Raw genomic sequence first — 19,589 nt, 5'->3', positions numbered from 1 at the left:
GCTAATGACCGCATAGAAGGCTGGAGAAGAAGGCCAAGTACCTTTGCACGTGCCGGGTGATGACGAAGTTCTCGAGCACGTGCTCTCTGCCCGCTTCCCCGAGCCTTGTCCTCGCGTCGGGCTCGCTCAGGAGCCTGGCCGCCTTTTCGGCCAGCTCGGGCACGCTCCAGCCCGTGAGCCCAGTCTGCCCGTCTATCACCTGCAGCTTAACCCCTCCCACGGGCCTAGCAACCACCGGCACGCTCTTCCAAAGGAACTCTGTTACCGCGAGCCCGAAGCCCTCCCTGACCGCCGTGTGGAGGCCAACGGTGGTTACGCGTTGCAGCGCGTTAACCTCTAGATCGTGGACGCCCTGCTGGTCTGTGAGTATGTGAATGTTTTCGTCGCCGGCCACGTAGTCCAGGACTCTCTCGTAGAACAACGCTCCCTCTGAGTCGCCGCGCGCCATAGAGGTGATTAGTAGGAGCTGCGTCCCCGAGCTGCTACTGGCAAACAGCCCGGTGAGGGGGGCGAAGACATGGAGCCCACGACCACCCCAAGGAAGCCGCAGAATGAAGGCCCTGAGGGGGGAGTGTGCCGTGCGTGGTTAGAATAACGTAGTCTTTAGTGGATTAGGAGAACATTGTCCGCCCTCCTAAGCCCCTGTTACACACTTGAATGATTTTTACCCAATTGCCACTGGACGGTTTTTATTGTGCCATAAAAGCCTTCTATCCCTTGCTATTTTTCTTAATCTTATTAGCTAATTAGTTAGAAAACTCTAAAGTTCTCGAAACTTCTCCACTTATTTCAGCTCTACCCCACCTAAAGTTTTTCAAAAACTTCTCTTCTATCGGAAGTGCAGAATACTCACTCATAAAAATATGCTTTTAATTCCTCTTCTGGAATATATCTCAAGGCTTGTCTATAGATAGCTTTCAGAGTCCCCTTGTCTAATTCTTCGTGTAGAGGAATAGTTAGGATTTGCTTTGTTCCATCTGGTAGAATTCTTTTTAGTTTAACGTGGCTTCCCTTCTGAGAAGCTACCGTAAATCCGAGTCTGTAGAATATTTTAACTAGGTCTCTCCCACTTAATGCTTTTAAGCTTCGGCATAGGAGGGGACTTCTATGCTTCTAGGATAGAAAGGTCTGGGTGAATATCCCATTCGCTTAAATCTTCTCCTTCAAGATGAAGATGTATAGCTTCTCTTATGTTTTCTACTGCTTCGTCTAGAGTCTTACCCTGGCTCACAACTGGAAGATCAATGCACTCTGCAACGTAATACTTTTCTCCCTTGTAAATCCTTACGTGAATAATTCTCTTCATAGTGTGTAAGGGTGTACCCAGCCTTTTAAGCTTTTACTCTAGAGCACTTTATACTAATCATAAGTGTTGAAATTGTTTAAGCATCCCCTCATATGTAAGCCAAAGCCAGAACCTTTTGCAAGGCACACAGAAGATAGCTAGTTATACAAACTCCGAGAGCTTTTCAATCAATTTAAGGTACCTTGCATACGCATTTGCGTAGGTTTCCCGATTCTCTTCAATAGGCTGTGTCACGTCTTCAGGTAGCGCGAATTCTCTTAGAGCACCCCTGGCGTTAGCGTAGTGGATTAGCGAGCCTAACAGGGTTGACTCGACAGACTTTACTCTGTGAACAGGCATCTGGAAAACATCCGCGATGATTTGGCGCCACACCGTGAGGCTCGACGCGCCTCCGCCTATCTTCGCTAGGCGGGCGCTTAAGCCGTGCTCGCACAGAGCGTCGTAGATCATTTTAAGGGTGTAAGCCACCCCCTCCAGTAGCGCTCTCAGGATGTCGCTCCTCCTGTGGTGGAACTGTAAGCCGTAGATTATGCACTTGGCGTCCGGGTTCCTTATGGGGAAGCGCTCGCCACCGTGCAGGAAGGGGAGGGCTATTAAACCGTTCGAAGCAGGTGGCGAAGTGGAGGCTAGGGAGTCAACGAGTCTGTAGGCGTCGAGTCCAGGCACCGCGGAGAACTCGGATTCGAGCCGGCCCAGGCTTCTGAGGAACCACTCCACCACTATCCCCCCGTTGTTGACCGCGCCCCCAGCCAGGTACTTGCCGCTACCAGCGTAGTAGAGGAAGAAGCGCATCCTCTCATCGTCGAACACGGGCTTGTCTGTGAGAAAGCGTACCGCCGCGCTGGTTCCGAGATTGATAGCCACGGTGTCGGGCTTCGTCGCCCCCACTCCGAACTGGTTTGCCGAGGCGTCGGATACGCCTGCGTACACCTCTGTGTCCTCAGGTAGACCCATCTTCTTTGCGAGCATAGGGGAGATTTCGAGGGGCTTCTCGGAGCCCTCCACGAGATCGGGGAGCTGGTTCTCGTCCACCCCTCCAAGCTCTAGCGCTAGGCTGCTCCATTTTCGGGTACGCACGTTCAGCATCTGCGATCCGGAGGCGGTGGATAGGTCTAGGACGTGGGCGCCCGTAGCCTTCAGGATGACGTAGTCTTTGGCGGATAAGAGAACCTTGTCCGCCCTGCTGATCCATCCCCTGCTGCGCGCTAGGATGATCTTCGCCAGGGGGTAAACGTGCAGGGGCGGGCAACCTGTCTCCAGGTAAAGGTCGTACCCAACCCTGTTGAGCAGCGGGAGCACTTCTCTGCTCCGCGTGTCGAAGTACGTGAGCAGCCTGGTTGAGGGCCTGCCTTCCATACTCAGGGTGCCGAAGGCGTGCATCTGCGATGAGAGGAAGATCGCCCCTATCTTCTTCGAGTACCCCTTTCCCGCGAAGTAACCCAGCACCTTCTCGAATGCTCTGTATATCTCCTCGGGGTCTTGTTCCGCGGCCCCTCTTCTCTCGTCTGAGTAAGTGGTTATTCTCTGCGAAAATGTTTCAATGGCTTTGCCCTCGTCTACTTGGAAGAGAGCCCCTTTAACGTTGGTTGTCCCAATGTCAACAGCTAGGAGAAAGTCTTCCATCGGCGGTTCACGCCTTCACCGCGCCTTTAACCAGCCCTACTACCACGTACTTCTGCACGAACATGTAAATGGCAACTGGGACGAGGCCTGCGAATATGGCTGTCGCGGCTAGGCCCCCGGGATCCACTATTTCGCCTCCGAAGAGGAAGAACGTCGTCGCTATAGGTAGAGTGTAGTACTTGCTCGTGTTGATGAGGATCAAGGCGAAGAGGAGGTCATTCCAGGAGAGGGTGAAGGAGAATATGAAAGCTGTGACGAAGCCCGGCACGGCTACGGGGATCACTACCCGCCACAGAGCCTCGAACCTCGTGCACCCGTCTATCAGCGCCGCTTCCTCGAGGCTTGCGGGTATCCCGTAGAAGTAGCTCCTCATCATGAGGGTCGAGTAGGGTAGCGTGTAGGCGAGGTGGACGAGGGCCAGTCCCCATAACGTGTTGTAAAGGCCAAGGGCCCTCACGACTAGGACTATCGGCACCATGAGCACAAAGACGGGGAAAACGTAGGCGAAGAGCACAAGCCATATTACGAGCCTTTTCCCGCGGTAGTTGAATCTAGCTAGGTTGTACCCAGCCAGCGAGCCAAAGAAGACACCGAGAATAGATGCTATTGAGGAGACTACCAAGCTGTTGGTGATGTACACTATCATGGGGTCAGGTATCGTGGCCCTGAGACCCATCCCCCTGAGCACTGCTTCGAGACTGGGGTTAAAGAGGCTGAGGTAGTTGTCGAGAGTTATACGCGAGGGGATCGGGGCCCAGGCCTCCTCGGGAGGTGAGATGCTTGTCTTGAAAGCCCAGAACGACGGGATGATTATCCAGAGAAGTAGGAGCGCACTGCCAGCAGCAATGACGACCTTTTCGTAGATCCTCCGCCGTGCGACCGACATGCGCTACTCACCCATCTGCCTGAGCGTGAAGTAGATTAAGACAAGGTATATGGGGAGAACTAGAACACTGTAAGCCGCCGCTAGCGGCATGTTTAACTCTGTCTGGAAAGCTATTTTGTAGGTCTGGATCGGGATCGTCAGCGTAGCGTCTATGGGACCTCCTCCTGTTGTCATGTAAATCTGCGTGAACTCGCCCATCGTCCACATTAAAGACAAGAGCATCACCGTAAGTAGCACAGGCTTCAGCATCGGGAGCGTGATGCTTCTGAACTTCTGAAGCGGTGACGCACCGTCGATGTCAGCGGCCTCGTAGAGGTCTACGGGTATCGCCTGCAACCCCGCCAGGTATCCCATGAAGAAGAACGGCCAACCATGCCAAATGTTAAGCAGAATCACCGAGAACATGGCGTTGTCGTAGCTCATCCAGTGGATCGGCTGAAGACCCAAGGCTTTTAGTATCATGTTGAAGGTGCCTCGGTAGTCGTAGTTGAACCAGAATAGCACTGCACACACGAAGGAGGGGAAAGCCCACGGGAGGATCGAGAACCCTCTCAGGAACCCTCTTCCTCTGAACCTCATGTTGAGGAGCAGAGCCGCACCGAGGCCAATAATGGCCTTTGCGAACACAGATGTGAATGAGTAAATGATCGTGTTAAGAATAGTCTTGTAAAAGACCTCAGAAGATATGAGGCGTTGGTAATTGTATAGACCCGCGAAAACCGGTTCTCCCCCAATTACCTTGGTGTGGAAGCTAAGCCAGATTTCGTATATTGTAGGTATGATGAAAATGAAGAAGATCAGAGCTACTGTGGGTAGGGCGTAGAGCCACTTGTATATGGATTCATTTAAGCTCTTAGTCATGAAGAAGTCACCGATAAAAGAAAAATATTTTTATCCGCCGTAAACCCTCTTTACCTCGTCCCTCAGCTTCTGCGCGTACTCATCTATTACCTTGTCGAAGTCCTCGCCTTTTACTACGGCTTTCTGGATCATCTCGTTCCAAGTAAAGCCCTCGCGGAACTCTTCGCTAGGCGTCGTCCTCTCTCCCAGCGGGAACGCGGCTGTTTCCATGAACTTTATCTTCTCAACAGCCTTCGCCGGGTCCTCGCCGAACTGCGGGTACTTGCCGGCCTTCCAGTCCTTGGAGATTACCGCCATCTGGCTCTTGAATATCGGGAGCGCGTAGAGAGCTGACGCCTCGCAGAAGCCCTTCCTGTAGTCATCCTTATCCGCGAAGAGGTAGTACACAAGGTCTTTCGCGAGGTCGGGGTACTTCGTCGTCTTGAAAATGAACACGCTCTCGTCTCCGCAGTCGACAGATACGGGTGCAAGGAACAGCTTTGTGACAGCGGCGAGCTTGGGGTTCTGGGTCATCAGCGCGTAGTAGATGCTGGCGGGGTTCATCGTCATGGCGATCTTTCCCTGCAGGAAAGCGTTGTTGTTTGAGGCGTCGACCCACTGGTCGCTATCTGGTGGTGTGAGGCCTTCGACCCATATCCTTCTCTCAATCTCGAAGGCCTTCTTCAAAGCACTCCTGTAGGGCTCCTTGTCCATTACGACACCGGCCACAGACCTGTTTGTAAGCATGGCTCCACCGTAGCCGCCCCAGAAGTGGAGGAATGTCCACCAAGTGTCATACCCGTTTAGGCCGAGGGGTAGGCCAATACCGTAGACGCCTGGCTCCACCATGTGTAACTTCTTAGCCGCGGTGTAGAAGTCGTCGAGGCTCTTCAGCGGGAAGAGGTCTTGTGCACCGGCTTTCTCGACAATGTCCCACCTGACATGTAGCCAAGTAGCTTCAAACATTGTCGGGATGCAGTAGTAGTGGCCTCCCCATGAGCACTCCTTCAGCTTGATCTCGTAGATGTCGCTCTCGTTAAGCTTCTTAACGACGTCGTCGATCGGTACGAGAAGTCCCCGCTCAGCGAATATGGCTACAGGGTGCCCGTTTATAACTACGTCGGGCGGGTTGCCCGCCTCTACCGCCGCTGTTAACTTCTTCCCTATATCCGCGACGGCCAGCCACGTAATCTCCACGTCAACGTTATGCTGTGCTGCCCACTCCCTGACCTTCTTCTCAACCCAGTACATCTGGGGTGGGGTGAAGGTTGCTCTACCCCATATTACAAGCTTCGGTCTCGCCGCCTGTTGGGGTTGCTGGGCTGGTGCCGGGGTGGTAGGTGTTGGTGTTGGCCTCGTGAGGAAGTAGGCTACGACGCCGATGACGAGAATAATCCCTATTATTGCTACGGCTAGAACCGCCCTATTGGTTTGCGTGCTCATACATGCTTATATATTTAAGGCCCGTAATCTTTTTTAAGCCAAACGTGTTAGGTCATCGATTACGTAAGAACTCCTCCATTATTTTCCTTGCAGTTTCCTCTAGGTCTTTCCTGGGGGGCAGAAATGGCTTTTTGGGGTAGCATTCCTTTATGCCCCTAATTCTCAGTAGAGCGTATGCTGTTGGTATCGGGCTACCTAGCTTGTGCAGCTCTTCGCGTAGCCTGTTTACGCGGAACTGCAGCAGCTGAGCTCTACTTAGGTCGCCGCTTTCCAGCGCCTTGAACAGCTCATATACGAGCTCGGGAAGGTAGTTCGACATACCGGGTATGAACGCTTTTGCACCTAGAACCCATGTGGGGAGCATTAAAGCCTCTGTTCCCACAACCACGTCGAAGTCTTCACCTGCTTGCAGCTTGTAGTTCATGTACGTGAGAACGTCAAAACTACTGTCCTTCACCCCTCTTACGCCGATGGCTTTGAGCTTAGCGGCAAGCTCAGGGGTTACAGGGTACCCAACCCGCGGAGGATTGTTGTACACGTAGACTGGGAGGCTTGTCGACTTTACGAGGTCTTTAAAGAACTCTAAAACGGCCTCCTCCGTGTGACGGTAGTAGTAAGGCGGGACGCTCGCCACCGCTGTTGCGCCCACCTCCTCTGCGTGCCTGGCGAGCTCTACCGCGGCATCCGTGGCCGCAGAGCCCACGTGCACGACCAGCTGCTTCGACGAGCCCACATGCTCAGCGACTTTTTCGACGACTTTTTTCCTCTCCGCGATGCTCATTAGCGGGCCCTGCCCGTAGGTCCCGCACACGTAATACCCGTGCACGTATGGCATCGTGAGGTCTAGCAGTTGTTTGAGCGCGTCGAAGTCTACGTGGCCAGCAGAGGTAAACGGCGTCAGCAGCGGGGGAATTATGCCAAAGAGCTGAGTCGTCATCGGTAACTGAGCTTCAGTTTCTTGAATTATTTATTATACCAAACAGGGTAGGTTTATATTGCCCCACTTCACTCATCTAACTCAGCATGGAGTCAGCTGATGTCGCGAGAAGCCTGGACCGCCCCGAGACACGCCTTTCCACGTACAGGGTTGTTATGGAGCCGTACAGGAGCGTGCTGGGGGCTCTCAGCAAGATCCCCGGAGTAAGTGTGTACGTTGAAGGAATAACAGTAAGCGGCAACCACGCCACAACCATGATTTACGTCTCGCTTCCTGAGAAGAAGAGAATCCACCAGATGTTCATGGAGGAGCTCAACAAGCACCCTGAGGTTGAGGACTATAGGATTATGAGTAAAAAAAGATACTCTATGATCATGGCAGTTACGAAGAGTTTATGCGAGTTTTACGAGTACACCCTCAGCTCAGGCAGGTTTACGTTTTTCCCATACGTCCTCAAGTCGGGCAGGAGGGTGTTCTACATGATTTCACCAGAAAATCATAGCTCAGTGCTGTCCAGGCTTTCAATGCATGGGAAAGTCTTGTCTTTTGAGAAGGTCTCGTTCGAAACAGCTATCCGTGAGACAAGCCTCCTGGGTTTGAACATTGCTGCCGGTGAAGCTATAACCCCATCCCAGAGGGCAATACTCGTTGAGGCTATTAAGCGTGGATACTATGAATGGCCACGGAAAATCTCTCTTACGGAGCTAGCCCGAGAATTCGGGATCTCGAAGGCCACTTTAAGCGAGCACCTCCGGAGGGGTGAGCAGAAGCTACTTACGCTTTTGCTTAACTCTAGCTGATGTGAGTCTAAAGTATGAACTTCCTTGTCGCCGATATCGGCACTACCACACTTAAAGTATCAATAGTTAGCGGTGAGTCCGACTTCCTGTTTTTCAAGGGTGTAGAAGTACCGGTTTTAAGACCTGAAGCGCAAGCAGCCGAACATGACCCCGAACTCTTACTGCAGCTTTTCGTCAAGCTAGCCAGTGAGGCTGTTTCTAGCTCGAAGGTCAGGATCGACGCGCTTGTCTTCTCAGGCTACCTTTTCGGTTTGACAGGGGTAGATGCCGCCGGAGAACCTTTAACAGGGATAATTACATGGCTCGACAGGAGGCCTGCTGAAGTTCTCAAAGAGATCTACTCTAAGATACAACCCTCGGTCGTCTACGAGAGGACAGGGTGCCCGCCCCTATACATCTACCAGCTTGCTAAGATTTACTGGCTTTACAAGCGAAGTCCCGAGAAGTACGCGAGGACGAGGTATTTCCTGGACGCGAAAGGTTACCTCCTCTACAAGCTCACGGGGAGGGCAGTTTTCGAGAAAAGCTCCGCCTCAGGGGCTCAGCTAATGAATATGAGGAGTATGAGCTGGGACCATGAACTCTTAGAGGAGCTAGGTCTAGACGCGTCGAAGCTCCCAGAGCTGGTTGAGGGCGACGAAATCATTGGAGACCTGAAGCCAGAGGTCGCAAGGCTGATCGGGCTTGAGAAACCTGTCCCAGTGATCCCGGGGATATTCGATGGAGGCTCCGTGGCTGTCGGTGAAGGCGCTTTATCTAGCGGTATAGGCTCCTCCCACCTCTCAACAAGCACCATGCTACGTGTTGCGAGCGACAGGCCTATTGTGGATGGTACCGGTAAGATGAGGTTTCAAATTTACTATGCGTGCGATGGTGTCTGGCTACCCGGTGGAGCGCTGAACAACGCCGGTATTGTGCTGAGGTGGTTCCGGGACAACTTCGGTCACCTCGAGAAGCTCCTTTCAGAGGAGCTCGGCGAAAACGTATACGATGCGTTGACCCTTGAAGCCGGTCAAGCACCGCCGGGTGCAGGAGGGTTAATCTTCCTGCCCTACCTGGTCGGGGAGCGGATACCGGAGTTCGGTAACGAAGCTTCGGGCGTTTTATTCGGGCTTAGAGAGGACCACACGAGGGCTCATGTTATAAGGAGCTTCCTTGAGGGGGTAGCTTACAACTTGAGGCTTGTTAAGGAGGCCTTAGAAGAGAACTCGATCAATGTGAGGGAGGTGAGGATAACCGGTGGCGGGGCGAGCTCTGACCTGTGGCTTCAGATAATAGCTGATGTGCTGGAAGTTCCTGTTCGCCGCGTCCATACAAGGGATGCAGCCCTGTGGGGTGCTGCTTTACTGGGGATGAAGGCACTGGGATATATTAGGGACTTGAGGAGTTACGCGGAGAGAAAAGCTAGAATCGCTAAGACTTTTACGCCTAGTCGGGAGAACTTGGACGGCTACCGGAAGAGCTATGAATTGTTCAAATTACTACTGGAGAGAATTAAACCAGTTTATCTTCGCCAAGCCGTTGCTTAGGTTGACTGGTTTCTAAGTTTGGAGTTTGGCTCTGGTTCCTCTCGAAAGTACTTCCGGGTTTACCATGTACTCCGTCGGTGGCTCTCCTCGGATTACCTTCAATATGGCGTCAACGTTCGACTCGTCCATTCCCCTTAGCCCCTCTCGGGTGTTTGCCCCGATATGTGGTGTGATGACGACGTTATCGTACTTGAGCAAGGGGTGCGTGGCGTCTATAGGTTCGCCTTCTACGACGTCCAGCCCGACTCCTGCCACCTTACCGTTATCCAGGGCTTTCAAAAGGGCTTGGGTGTCAATGAGCTCCCCTCTAGCAGTGTTCACAATTATTACTCCTTGCCTCATTAGTGAAAATTCTCTGTCGCCTATCATATGATATGTCTGTGGCGTGAGGGGGGCATGTAGCATTATTATGTCTGACTCCTTGAGAAGAGTTTCTAAGTCTACTAGCTGTGCACCAATCCTGGCGGCTTCTTCCGGTTTCACGTAGGGGTCGAAGGTCAGCACTCGAGCGTTGAAGCCCTTGGCAAATATCTCAGCCACACGCCCCCCTATGTTGCCGATCCCTATAACTCCTACAGTTTTTCCACGGATGTTGAAGCCGATAATCTTTCCGCGCTCAGACCACTTCCCCTGCTTTACGAGGGTGTAAGAGTAGCATACCTTGCGTACAACGTTGAGGCACAGAGCAACTGCGAGTTCGGCAACGGCGTCTCGCTCCTTGAAGCCAGGCACCCTGGTTACGATGACCCCTTCCTCGGTTGCGGCTTTCACGTCAACATTGTCCACACCTATACCGTGCCTGGCGAGCAGGAGGACATCCTTGTTGGTCCTGAAGAACTCCTCATCGTAAGTGGGTGTGACGCTTGCTATGATAAAGTGGTAACCTCTGAGCCTCTCGGCGAGCTCTCTGCCCCTAAGCTTTTTATCGACCTCTATAAAGTCGACTTGAGCTTGCTTCCTTAACTCGTCAAGGAGTTCTGGGGCGTTAACGCCGAAAGAGCGCGAATTGACGACAGCGACTTTGTACATTGCCTCCTCGGGTTAACGATGGAGAGAGGGTTAGATATATGTAAGTGTCCAAACAGGTTAGGCGAATTTCAAATAACTTGACTAATGTTAAAAGCTCGATACAAAATGTTCGGCAAGCTACCCGGACTTATTAAGCAGAAACAGGTGAGCTTCGGCGCATGGGTGACTATAGCAAACCCGGAGGTTCCTGAAATGCTCTCCCTGCTCGGCTTTGACTGGCTCCTCTTTGACCTGGAGCACGCGCCGATCGACTACCAGCACCTCGAGCACATGCTTATGGGTGTTAGGAGCGACGCGACGCCGCTCGTGCGGGTGCCTTTCAACGACCCCGTTTACGTGAAACGGGTACTTGACTTAGGTGTGGCAGGCGTTCTTTTCCCGCTCATCAACAGAAAAGAAGACGCCGAGCTCGCGGTGAAGTCGGTGAAGTACCCGCCTGAGGGTATAAGGGGGGTTGGACCTAGAAGAGCGGCCTCCTGGGGGCTCAGGACAGAGGAGTACTTCAAGGAGGCTCATAACATTCTCGTCATCGTGCAGATTGAAACTCGTGAGGCTGTTGAGAGAGCTGAAGAGATCCTGGCGGTTGAAGGGGTGAGCGCATTCTTCATTGGGCCAAACGACCTTTCATTCTCGTACGGTAAGAGGTCCTGGAAGGACGAGGTTGTGAGGAAAGCCGTCGAGAGACTAGCGGAGGTCTCAGAGCAGACAGGCGTGCCCGGTGGCATGTACTGCTCCGACAACGAGTCTCTCGAGTTCGCTCTGAGGAGCGGCTTCAAGCTAATCGCTCTCGGTAGCGACTATCGCTTTCTGGTTGCGGGGGCACGCGAGAGGCTGGCGCGTGCAAGAGAACTCTTGCAAGCCTCCTCGACGCTTCAACGCTAGTGCAGACAGCTCCTGTGTTGCCGGCGCGATGCCTCATTTTTAGGGGCAAAGGCTCCTCTGAGAGCTGCGCTGTCAAGCTCGCGTTTCTCGGTTTTAAAGTTTATCTACGTCTTGCTGTGTAATATCAAGGGGGATAGTTTGATGGGCTTCGTTAGGGTTAGGTCAGGATATACAACCCCGCGGACAGGTCGAGGTTCGCCGACGTGGAGGGAGTGGTGGACACGGGGGCTATATACACTGTGGTCAGCAGGAGGCTTCTGGAGTCCATAGGCATTGCCCCCGTCGAGAAGAGGGTCTTCAAGGCCTTCGGCGGGGAGGTTGTCAGGGAGGTGGGGGTTGCCGAGGTAGAGCTTATGGGGAGGAGGGGCGGAGTAACCCTCATCTTCGGCGAAGACGGTGAATCTGCTATCCTGGGCGCCACGGCGCTCGAGTCGCTGGGGCTTGAAGTGGACCCTATTAAGAACACACTCAAGGAGGCGCAACTCCTCATGTTGCCGGGTATGTCTTAACGGCTCTCGTTCCTCGGCTTTCCAGGCTGGAGGCGGGCCTGAAGCCTCCTGTAGTAGATGTCCATGAGGTCCTCCTCGTCCAGGACTCGCGAGTACTCGCGTGCAGCCCAGGACCTGAACCAGCGCTCGTCCTCCACGTAGAGGGGGACAGCGTCCCTGAGAACCTTGTAGAGCAGCTCGTTCGGGGCCTCGCTTAAGTCCACGATATCGACATCCGCGCCGCCCCAGAGCCGTGAGAGCTCGCCCGCTATCGCGTCCAGCTCCCGGAGGCTCAGCTGCCGCCCTGCGAGAACGGCAACGTCGTAGTCGCTCGCCTCGCTGTAGTCGCCCCTAGCCCTTGACCCGAAGAGCAGGAGGGCCTTGACGCCGTAGCTTCTAAGCAGAGCGAGGAGGCTCTCCGGTAGAGGTGGCGGGTCCACGCCTCTCTCCTCGATGATGCGGAGGAGGAGTCCCGCGAGGCGCGGGACGCGGTCCCGTGCCTGCAGGTAAACCTCCCTGAGCTCGGTTAAGTCCAGGAGCCTATAGGCGTGTGCTAACCTGTTCCTGTTCCTCGCCAGTAGGGAGATGAGCTCAGCGTCCCCTGAACCTATGAGGCCGTTCTCAGCGAGTACATGGCCGATACCCGCGTAGGTTGGCGGCTTCCTGAGCCCTAGCTCCGCTACGAGCGCCGCCAGGGCGTCGAGCAGGTCCTGGTGAGCCTCGTAGAGGAACCACCGCAGCGACGCTTCCCCGTAGGCATCCAGCGAGGTTTTGCTCGCCAGCTCCCCGGCCTTGCTCAAGGCCTCGACGGCTCTGGAAACCAGTGATCTTATTTCCACAAAGTTGACTTTGGCTAACCGAGAGATAAGCCTTTGCACGGCTCCCCGCTACTTGCTCACCAGCTGGTCTTCCGCCGGGCCCCCCTCGTTTAGCCAAGCTTAATAGATACGGTTCTGCATAAGATTGGATGACCGTAGACCTAGTCGTCATCGGGAAGGCCTACCTGGGTGGCCGCTTCGAGGAGGTGGCTATAGCCGTTGACAGCGGCGTTATAGTCGGCGTCACGAAGCCCCCTCTAGCCCCGCCCAGCAACGCGAGGGTGGAGTTCGGCGAGAAGTTCCTTGTCCTCCCCGGGATGGTTGACCTCCACGTCCACATGCGGGAGCCGGGGCTGGAGTACAAGGAGGATTGGCGCTCGGGGTCGAGGGCCGCGGTCAAGGGAGGCGTCACGCTCGTGGTGGACATGCCGAACAACAGGCCGCCTTCTAATAGCTGCGATAGGCTTCGCGAGAAGCTCCAACGGGCCTCCGAGAAGTCATTGGTGGACTTCGCTTTCTACGCGGGCTTCAACCCGAGGCTAGAGGAGCTGGAGGATTGCGGGGGGCTCTACGTGGGCTTCAAGCTGTACCCCGAGGATCTCTTCGCTCAGGATGCCGTGAGCGTCTTCAGGCGCGCGGCCAGCGTAGGTAAGCCCGTCGTGGTCCACGCCGAGGACCCCTCGTTCTTCAGGAAGTCGCGGAGGCACAGCGAGGCCCGGCCTCCTGTGGCCGAGAGGGCTGGGATCCTGAGGGCCTTAGACCTCGCAGAGGCTACAGGTGCGTGGCTCCACGTCACCCACCTGAGCACGGAGATAGGGTTGCTCGAGGTGCTGCGGGCGAAGGTGTCTGCACGTCATCGCGTGACGTTCGACGTAACCCCTCACCACGCTCTTTTGAGCGAGGCCCTCTACTCCTCCCCCCTCTCCAAGGTCGCCGTTGTCAACCCCCCTCTCCGCAGCGAGGGAGACGTGAGGGCCGTGTACGCTAGCCTGAGGAGCGGCCTCGCCGACGCCCTCGTCACGGACCACGCGCCGCACAGCCTCGAGGAGAAGCTCGCCGACAATCCTGCGCCCGGTTTCCCGGGGCTGGAGCTGGCGCTCCACCTCCTGCTCGACGAGATCCTCTCGGGGAGGCTGGGCCTACCTGCACTCGAGCTGTACTGCAGGAGACCCGCGGAGCTCATGGGCTTCAGCAAGGGCTCGATAGCGCCGGGCTTCGACGGAGACCTCGTAGTGGTGGCGAAGGAGGAGTGGAGGGTGAGGGGGGAGGAGCTCGAGTCGAGGGCCAAGTACACCCCCTTTGAGGGGCGGGTGCTCCGGACGAAGACACACGCCGTATACGTCCGAGGGTTAGAGGTATATACTGCCGGCTACTTTATGGCCGAGAAGGGTGGGAGGCTTGCCGTCCCTCGAGGTCGAGCTAGCGGGTTTGAGGCTCCGTAACCCCACCGTCCTCGCATCCGGCATCCTGGGGACCAGCGCGAGCCTGGCGAGGAGGGTTGAGGAGGCCGGGGCCGGGGCTTTCACGACGAAGACTATAACCCCTGAGCCCAGGAGGGGCTACGAGAACCCGACCTTCGTCGAGCTGGAGCACGGCTTCCTCAACGCCATAGGGCTCGCCAACCCGGGGATCGAGGCGTTCTGCTCGGAGCTCAGAGCGATGAGGGAAACCCTGTCCATACCCGTCATCCTCAGCGCGGGAGGGGGGAGGCTGGAGGACTTCGTGGAGGTGGCTGCAAGGGGCGTGGAGTGCGGTGCTCAGGCGGTCGAGCTGAACGTCTCGTGCCCACACGTCAAGGGCATGGGCGCCGAGGTTGGGGACAACCCTGAGGTTGTGGCCCGGATAGTGGCGGAGCTCAGCGGCTCCGTTGAGGCTCCGGTGCTCGTCAAGCTCTCCCCTCACCACGACTACTTGAGGGTGGCTGAGAAGGCTATCGGGGCGGGCGCCTCGGGCTTGACGGCGATAAACACCATCCGCGGAATGGCTATAGACATCTACGCCCGTAGGCCCGTGCTCAGCAACAGGTACGGCGGGTACTCGGGTCCGGGGATAAGGCCTGTGGCCGTCAAGGTAGTGTACGACCTTTACGAGAGGTTTGGCGACGTGCCGATCATCGGCGTCGGGGGTGTTGACTCCTGGCAGGCCGCCGTCGAGATGATTCTCGCGGGCGCCTCGGCTGTGGGTGTTGGCTCCAGCATAGCGAAGAAGGACCTCGCGCTCTTCAGCGAGATAGCGAGGGGGCTGTCTAAGTACCTGGAGGACGAGGGCTTCGCCTCCGTGAAGGAGATCGTGGGCCTAGCCCACAAGTTTTAAAGCCTGCTCCACGTGGAGACGTGCGTGAGCGCGTGCTGAGGGAGGTTGTGCTTTCGAGGCCGCTCAACGACTTCGATAGGCTTGTCCTCGAGTTCGTCGAGGCCATCGAGGGGGCCGTTAGGAGCTACGTCGTAGTGGCAGGCTACGTCGCTATACTCTTCGGTAGGCCAAGGACGACGGACGATGTTGACGTGATAGCTGAGGCGGACAGCGCCCTATCCCTTTACAGCGCTCTCAAGAGGAGGGGCTTCGAGGTGTTGACGCTCGAGTCCAGCATAGAGGAGGACTACAGAGAGCGCTCAGTCAGGTTCTATAAGCCGCCGAGCATTCTGCCGAACTTCGAGGTTAAGGCTCCCAGGAACGAGTTCCACCGCTATGCTCTCGAGAACAGGGTGAAGGTCTTGCTGGGTGGGCGCGTGATCTACATCTCCCCGATCGAGCTCCAGATCGCGTACAAGGTCCACCTCGGGTCCATGAAGGACCTTGAGGACGCCAAGTACCTGTACGAATCGTTCAGGGAGAGGCTTGACCGAGGTGAGCTGGAGAGGTGGGCGAGAAGGCTCAGTATAGACGTCTCGATCCTGGAGACGTAGAGGCCAACCTGAGGGCGATGAAGCTCTTCGCCCAGATGGCCAGGAGCAACCCTCAGTACTGGGTTTGGTTCAACGAGTTCATAAACAAGTCCCTCGAGATCATCCGGGAGGCCCACCGGGACGAGAGGCTTCGGGAAATCTACCTGAAGGTTCTCAGGAGCAGGCCTGTAAGGGACTAAGTAAAAGGTTAATACCCGGCCGAGTCTGATAGCCTATGCAGACTCGCTACGTATTCGTAACAGGCGGCGTGGTCAGCGGCTTGGGGAAGGGCGTGGTCGCGGCCTCCATCGGGAAGATTTTCCAGATGAGGGGGCTCAGGGTCGACGTTATTAAGGCGGATCCCTACCTCAACGTGGACCCCGGTACGCTGAACCCCGTCGAGCACGGGGAGGTCTTCGTCTGCGAGGACGTGTGGGAGTTCGAGCCCGCGCCCGGCTACAGGTTCACGATCGCCGAGATAGACCAGGACTTCGGGACCTACGAGCGGTTCCTCGACGTCAACATGCACCCCTCCAACAACATAACCTCCGGGCAGGTCTACCTCTCCGTCATTCTCCGCGAGAGAGCCGGCACGTACCTGGGCAGGACCATACAGGTCATACCGCACATCACGGATGAGATCAAGAGGAGGATAAGGAGCGTTGCCGAGCGCAGCAAGCCCGACGTGCTCATAGTGGAGATCGGCGGCACCGTGGGGGATATCGAGGCGATGCCCTTCCTCGAGGCCGTTAGGCAGTTCAGGCTCGAGCAACCACCCGGGACCACGGCGCTCGTCCACGTGACCCTCGTGCCATTCCTCTCGACGCTTGGGCAGCTGAAGACGAAGCCCACCCAGCACAGCGTTAAGGAGCTGCAGAGCATGGGCCTGCAGCCGGACGTTATCATCGGCAGGTCGGACAGGCCACTGCCGGAGGACGTCAGGAGGAAGATAAGCCTCTACTGCAACGTTCCGCCTGAGGCGGTGTTCTCCGACCCGGACCTCGAGACGGTGTACGAGCTCCCGCTGGTTCTCGAGAGGCAGGGCCTCGGAACCTACCTCAGCAAACTGCTAAACCTGCCCCTGGAGCCTGACCCCGACAGGAAGGCGGAGTGGGAGAGGACCGTGGACGCGTTCCTGAACACCAGGGAGGAGGTCGTCATCGCGATGCCCGGGAAGTACACGATGATCCAGGACAGCTACATCAGCATAAACGAGGCTCTGAACCACGCGGGGGCTTCGTTGGGCGTGAGGGTGAGGCGCGTGTACATAGAGGCTGAGGACTTCGAGCGGGAGCCCAGCAGGGTTGAGGAGCTCCTGGGCCAGGCGGACGGTATCCTGCTCACACCGGGCTTCGGCGCTCGAGGAGTTGAGGGGATGATCCACGCAGCCCGCTACGCCCTGCAGAGCGGGAAGCCGTTCCTGGGCATATGCTTCGGCGCCCAGCTCCTCTTCGTGGCTTTCATGCGCTACGTCGCCGGCCTCGAGAAAGCCCACTCCACGGAGATAGACCCCGAGACACCCCACCCCGTCGTGGACCTCCTGCCCGAGCAGAGGAAAGCTGTTCTGAAGGGTGGGACCATGAGGCTGGGCGCTCACCCCGTCAAGATAAAGGCCGGGACCAAGCTCCACGCAGCCTACGGGAGTGAGCTCGTGTACGAGAGGTTCAGGCACAGGTACCACATAAACCCCGACTACCTGAAGCTAGCTGAGGAGAAGGGCATGATCGCGTCCTCCACTGACCCCTCGGGGCGGATAATCAACTCCATAGAGGTGGTGGGTCAGAGCTGGATCGTCGGCGTGCAGTTCCACCCGGAGTTCAAGAGCAGGCCCGGCAGGCCATCCCCTGTCTACAGGGCTTTCTTGGAAGCCATTCTGAGGGAGAGCAGGCGTAACCGTTCGTGAATATAAGCCTTAGCGCTGAACTATAAATGCGGTTTTAATCGCAACAAGCCGCGTGAGGGTGGAAGAGAGCACAGCTAAGATGATATTCCAACGCGAGCACCTCCCCGAAGCACCGCCCGTCTCAGACCACTCCTCCCTCGCCGTCTTCGCCGCGCTGAGGGGGTACCCCGACCTCGGTGCCGACAACCTTCTCAACCCCCTAACGTCGACCCGCTACTCGGAGATCGTCGGGCAGCTCACCAGGAAGGCACACCTCACCGTGCTCCAGGCTCTCTCATCTGAGGAGGCTCTCAAGGCATTGAGGACGTACGCGCTGGTCGCCGAGGTGGCGTTGAACACTGCGGGGCTGGAGATGCTGTGGGCTAGGGTTCCCGAGGTCGAGAGGCAGAAGGCCTTCGGCTTCGCGGTCGAGGAGCTCAGGAGCCTCGAGCACGAGGAGAGGAGTAGGCTCGGAGCACCACTCCTCTCCAAAGCTGTCGTAGACTACTACCTAGGGGACATGAGGAAGGTGATGTCCAGCAACCCGAAGGCTAAGAGCATGCTTGCCTGGATGGCCGACGAAGCAACGAAGCTCATCGACGGGGAGCACCCGCTTTCCAGCTTCGTGACCGCTATGAGGAAACTCTTCGAGTCAAACGCCTACTACCGCATGACCCTCCAGGGCCTGTGCAGGTTCGGGAACGACTACGCCCTGGGCTTGAGGTGGCTCAGGAGGCTGGGCTTCGTCCAGGTCTCAACGAACCCCGTCCTCGCCGCTGAAGCGTACAGGGACGACCCCTCTCTCTGGGACAGGTTCAGGGAGTACCTGAAGTCGCGCCGGGACCTGCTCGCGGACCTCGAGGGCAAGGGGGATGAGCTCGCCATGGCAGCCACACTGCTAGCCCTCATACCCAACATGGAGGTGTTCAGGCCGGTGGCGTTTCTCCTTGACTTCAAGGACGGCATGGTCAGCTACCAGCTCAACCCGAACGTCGCCGATAGCGTGGAGGGAAGCGTTAAGGATGCTTTGAGGATATACGCGATGGCTGAGGAGTACTTCACTAGGTACGACGCGTACCTCCTCTGGGGGTGGCCCAGCTACATGGAGAGGGGGAGGCCCAACATCGTGTTCAAGGTGGCGGGGAGCAGCGGTGCTTCCATCGAGATAACGAGGGTGCTCGAGAGCCTTGGGATAGGGACGAACAACACCGTGACGTTCTCCGTGTCGCAGGAGGTGAGCCTGATCCTCGCGAAGATCGAGGGGAGGGCCTCCGCGGCCAGGAGGGGCGTCAGGCTCACGAAGGTCTACGAGACCAACATGGGTGGGAGGCTGGAGGCCCACCTGCGCGAGGTTAAAGCCTGTGAGCTCATCAAGACAGCCCTGAAGCTTTACGACGACCCCGAGGAGGCTCTCTCGCAGCTTGCCCAGAGGCTCGGCGTCCCGGAGACCAAGCCGGGCGGCGTCTGGAGGGGGCAGAGCGGCTGGGGGTACGGGCTCGAAGCCAGGACCTTGGAGGAGAAGGCGGAGCTCGTATCGAGCCAAGCCTACATAAGATCGCTGGTTAACGACGCCTTGATCGACTTCCTCGCCGGCGCAGGCGTCTGCGGCGCTACGCGGGAGGAGGTGAGGGCTTGCCTGGAGGCGTGGGAGCGGGCCATCTCGCTGAGCGGGACGTTCGTCGCGCAGAGGGTGTGGGGGATATTCTTCAGCGAGGGGAACCGCAGGCTGTGGCTGAGCTACATAGTGAGGAAGTACGGCCTCGCACCCGAGCAGGCTGAGGAGGTTCTAGACGGCATAGACGTTCTGCCGGCGTCAAAGCGCAAGCCCGCCGACACCTACTGCACGCTCGCCGCTAGGAATATGACGAACACGGAGTTCCCAAACCACCAGCTGAACGTGCACCTAGAGTACCTCCACGGTAGAGTCCGGCTGGAAGACTACATGATGGCTGTGGCGGTGAATTGGGGGCCCAGCGAGCTCGACCTGCTTCTAAAGTGGGCCGAGTTCAGGAAAGCCTACGACCTAACCCCCGAGCTTAAGCGCGCCCTGAAGGAGGCGGGCCTAGATGTTGACGGCTACGGTGAGAGCGGGGTTAGGGTGGAGGAGTGGGCGTCCTTCGGGCCCAGAGTGAAGACGATGAGGGGGTTCACCGAGGCGTACAACAGGTTCAGGGAGGAGTGCTTGAAGGTTGCGAGGGGCGTTGTTATTCACGCTGATAGTTAGGGTTAACTTATATATAG

At 56.7% G+C, this 19,589-nt stretch carries 19 protein-coding genes and 1 pseudogene; 10 read left to right on the top strand and 10 right to left on the bottom strand.

Annotated features, from left to right (window positions below; all coding sequences use genetic code 11):
- Position 1: 1 nt before the first annotated feature.
- The 8 genes and pseudogenes from MOV14_RS09225 to MOV14_RS09195 all read right to left on the bottom strand — a co-directional run bounded on the left by MOV14_RS09225 (position 2) and on the right by MOV14_RS09195 (position 7,035).
- Entirely contained in the window at positions 2-448 is a 447-nt protein-coding gene (locus tag MOV14_RS09225) for a glycosyltransferase (RefSeq protein ID WP_318537039.1), read from the bottom strand.
- A gap of 401 nt (positions 449-849) precedes the next feature.
- Positions 850-1,056 (bottom strand): annotated as a pseudogene (locus MOV14_RS10045) (type II toxin-antitoxin system HicA family toxin); the annotation flags it as partial.
- A 49-nt stretch (positions 1,057-1,105) separates the two neighbouring features.
- Positions 1,106-1,306, bottom strand: a complete 201-nt coding sequence (locus tag MOV14_RS09220; RefSeq protein ID WP_318537038.1) for a type II toxin-antitoxin system HicB family antitoxin — start codon at positions 1,304-1,306, stop codon at positions 1,106-1,108.
- A gap of 141 nt (positions 1,307-1,447) precedes the next feature.
- The gene (locus tag MOV14_RS09215) at positions 1,448-2,929 is read right to left on the bottom strand and encodes a gluconokinase (RefSeq protein ID WP_318537037.1); all 1,482 of its coding nucleotides are present in this window, start codon (positions 2,927-2,929) and stop codon (positions 1,448-1,450) included.
- 7 nt (positions 2,930-2,936) lie between these two features.
- Entirely contained in the window at positions 2,937-3,815 is an 879-nt protein-coding gene (locus tag MOV14_RS09210; RefSeq protein ID WP_318537036.1) for a carbohydrate ABC transporter permease, read from the bottom strand.
- A gap of 3 nt (positions 3,816-3,818) precedes the next feature.
- Positions 3,819-4,676 carry a carbohydrate ABC transporter permease gene (locus MOV14_RS09205; protein ID WP_318537035.1) on the bottom strand — a complete coding sequence of 286 codons (858 nt, stop codon included), beginning with the start codon at positions 4,674-4,676 and terminating at the stop codon, positions 3,819-3,821.
- A gap of 30 nt (positions 4,677-4,706) precedes the next feature.
- On the bottom strand, positions 4,707-6,098 hold the full coding sequence (locus MOV14_RS09200) for an ABC transporter substrate-binding protein (RefSeq protein ID WP_318537034.1): 1,392 nt from the start codon (positions 6,096-6,098) through the stop codon (positions 4,707-4,709).
- A 52-nt stretch (positions 6,099-6,150) separates the two neighbouring features.
- On the bottom strand, positions 6,151-7,035 hold the full coding sequence (locus MOV14_RS09195) for a dihydrodipicolinate synthase family protein (RefSeq protein WP_318537033.1): 885 nt from the start codon (positions 7,033-7,035) through the stop codon (positions 6,151-6,153).
- Positions 7,036-7,121: 86 nt separating this feature from the next.
- Between MOV14_RS09195 and MOV14_RS09190 the strand changes: the two genes are divergently transcribed.
- A complete protein-coding gene (locus MOV14_RS09190; protein ID WP_318537032.1) occupies positions 7,122-7,835 on the top strand; it encodes a helix-turn-helix domain-containing protein in 714 nt (237 codons plus the stop codon).
- Between the two features lie 14 nt (positions 7,836-7,849).
- Positions 7,850-9,364 (top strand): gluconokinase, encoded by a 1,515-nt coding sequence (locus MOV14_RS09185; protein WP_318537031.1) that lies wholly within the window; start codon positions 7,850-7,852, stop codon positions 9,362-9,364.
- A gap of 12 nt (positions 9,365-9,376) precedes the next feature.
- Here MOV14_RS09185 and MOV14_RS09180 read toward each other — a convergent pair whose 3' ends face one another.
- A complete protein-coding gene (locus MOV14_RS09180; protein ID WP_318537030.1) occupies positions 9,377-10,393 on the bottom strand; it encodes a D-isomer specific 2-hydroxyacid dehydrogenase family protein in 1,017 nt (338 codons plus the stop codon).
- Positions 10,394-10,498: 105 nt separating this feature from the next.
- On the opposite strand from MOV14_RS09180, the gene MOV14_RS09175 reads away from it, so the two are divergent.
- Complete coding sequence (locus MOV14_RS09175) at positions 10,499-11,275, top strand: HpcH/HpaI aldolase family protein (protein ID WP_318537029.1); 777 nt, start codon at positions 10,499-10,501, stop codon at positions 11,273-11,275.
- Between the two features lie 203 nt (positions 11,276-11,478).
- Positions 11,479-11,784: a hypothetical protein gene (locus MOV14_RS09170; RefSeq protein ID WP_318537028.1), complete on the top strand. Its 306-nt coding sequence runs from the start codon at positions 11,479-11,481 to the stop codon at positions 11,782-11,784.
- Here MOV14_RS09170 and mntA read toward each other — a convergent pair.
- Complete coding sequence (gene mntA, locus MOV14_RS09165; RefSeq protein ID WP_318537027.1) at positions 11,781-12,602, bottom strand: type VII toxin-antitoxin system MntA family adenylyltransferase antitoxin; 822 nt, start codon at positions 12,600-12,602, stop codon at positions 11,781-11,783. The two genes, MOV14_RS09170 and mntA, sit on opposite strands and share 4 nt — an antisense overlap.
- A 128-nt stretch (positions 12,603-12,730) precedes the next feature.
- On the opposite strand from mntA, the gene MOV14_RS09160 reads away from it, so the two are divergent.
- Genes MOV14_RS09160 through MOV14_RS09135 form a run of 6 tightly spaced genes read left to right on the top strand, consistent with a single transcriptional unit; the run spans position 12,731 to position 19,572 of the window.
- Complete coding sequence (locus MOV14_RS09160; protein WP_318537026.1) at positions 12,731-14,023, top strand: dihydroorotase; 1,293 nt, start codon at positions 12,731-12,733, stop codon at positions 14,021-14,023.
- A complete protein-coding gene (gene pyrD, locus MOV14_RS09155; protein WP_318537025.1) occupies positions 13,980-14,894 on the top strand; it encodes a dihydroorotate dehydrogenase PyrD in 915 nt (304 codons plus the stop codon). Before MOV14_RS09160 ends, pyrD begins: the two co-directional genes overlap by 44 nt.
- A gap of 32 nt (positions 14,895-14,926) precedes the next feature.
- Entirely contained in the window at positions 14,927-15,487 is a 561-nt protein-coding gene (locus MOV14_RS09150; protein WP_318537024.1) for a hypothetical protein, read from the top strand.
- Complete coding sequence (locus MOV14_RS09145; RefSeq protein ID WP_318537023.1) at positions 15,442-15,666, top strand: hypothetical protein; 225 nt, start codon at positions 15,442-15,444, stop codon at positions 15,664-15,666. Before MOV14_RS09150 ends, MOV14_RS09145 begins: the two co-directional genes overlap by 46 nt.
- 35 nt (positions 15,667-15,701) lie before the next feature.
- Positions 15,702-17,369, top strand: coding sequence for a CTP synthase (locus MOV14_RS09140; RefSeq protein WP_318537022.1), 1,668 nt, complete (start codon positions 15,702-15,704; stop codon positions 17,367-17,369).
- A 52-nt stretch (positions 17,370-17,421) separates the two neighbouring features.
- Positions 17,422-19,572, top strand: coding sequence for a transaldolase family protein (locus tag MOV14_RS09135; protein ID WP_318537021.1), 2,151 nt, complete (start codon positions 17,422-17,424; stop codon positions 19,570-19,572).
- Positions 19,573-19,589: the final 17 nt, after the last annotated feature.

It is taken from the genome of Infirmifilum sp. NZ (assembly GCF_022693705.1).
Taxonomy (GTDB): Archaea; Thermoproteota; Thermoprotei; order Thermofilales; family Thermofilaceae; genus Thermofilum.
This window is presented reverse-complemented; position numbering and strand designations above follow the sequence as displayed.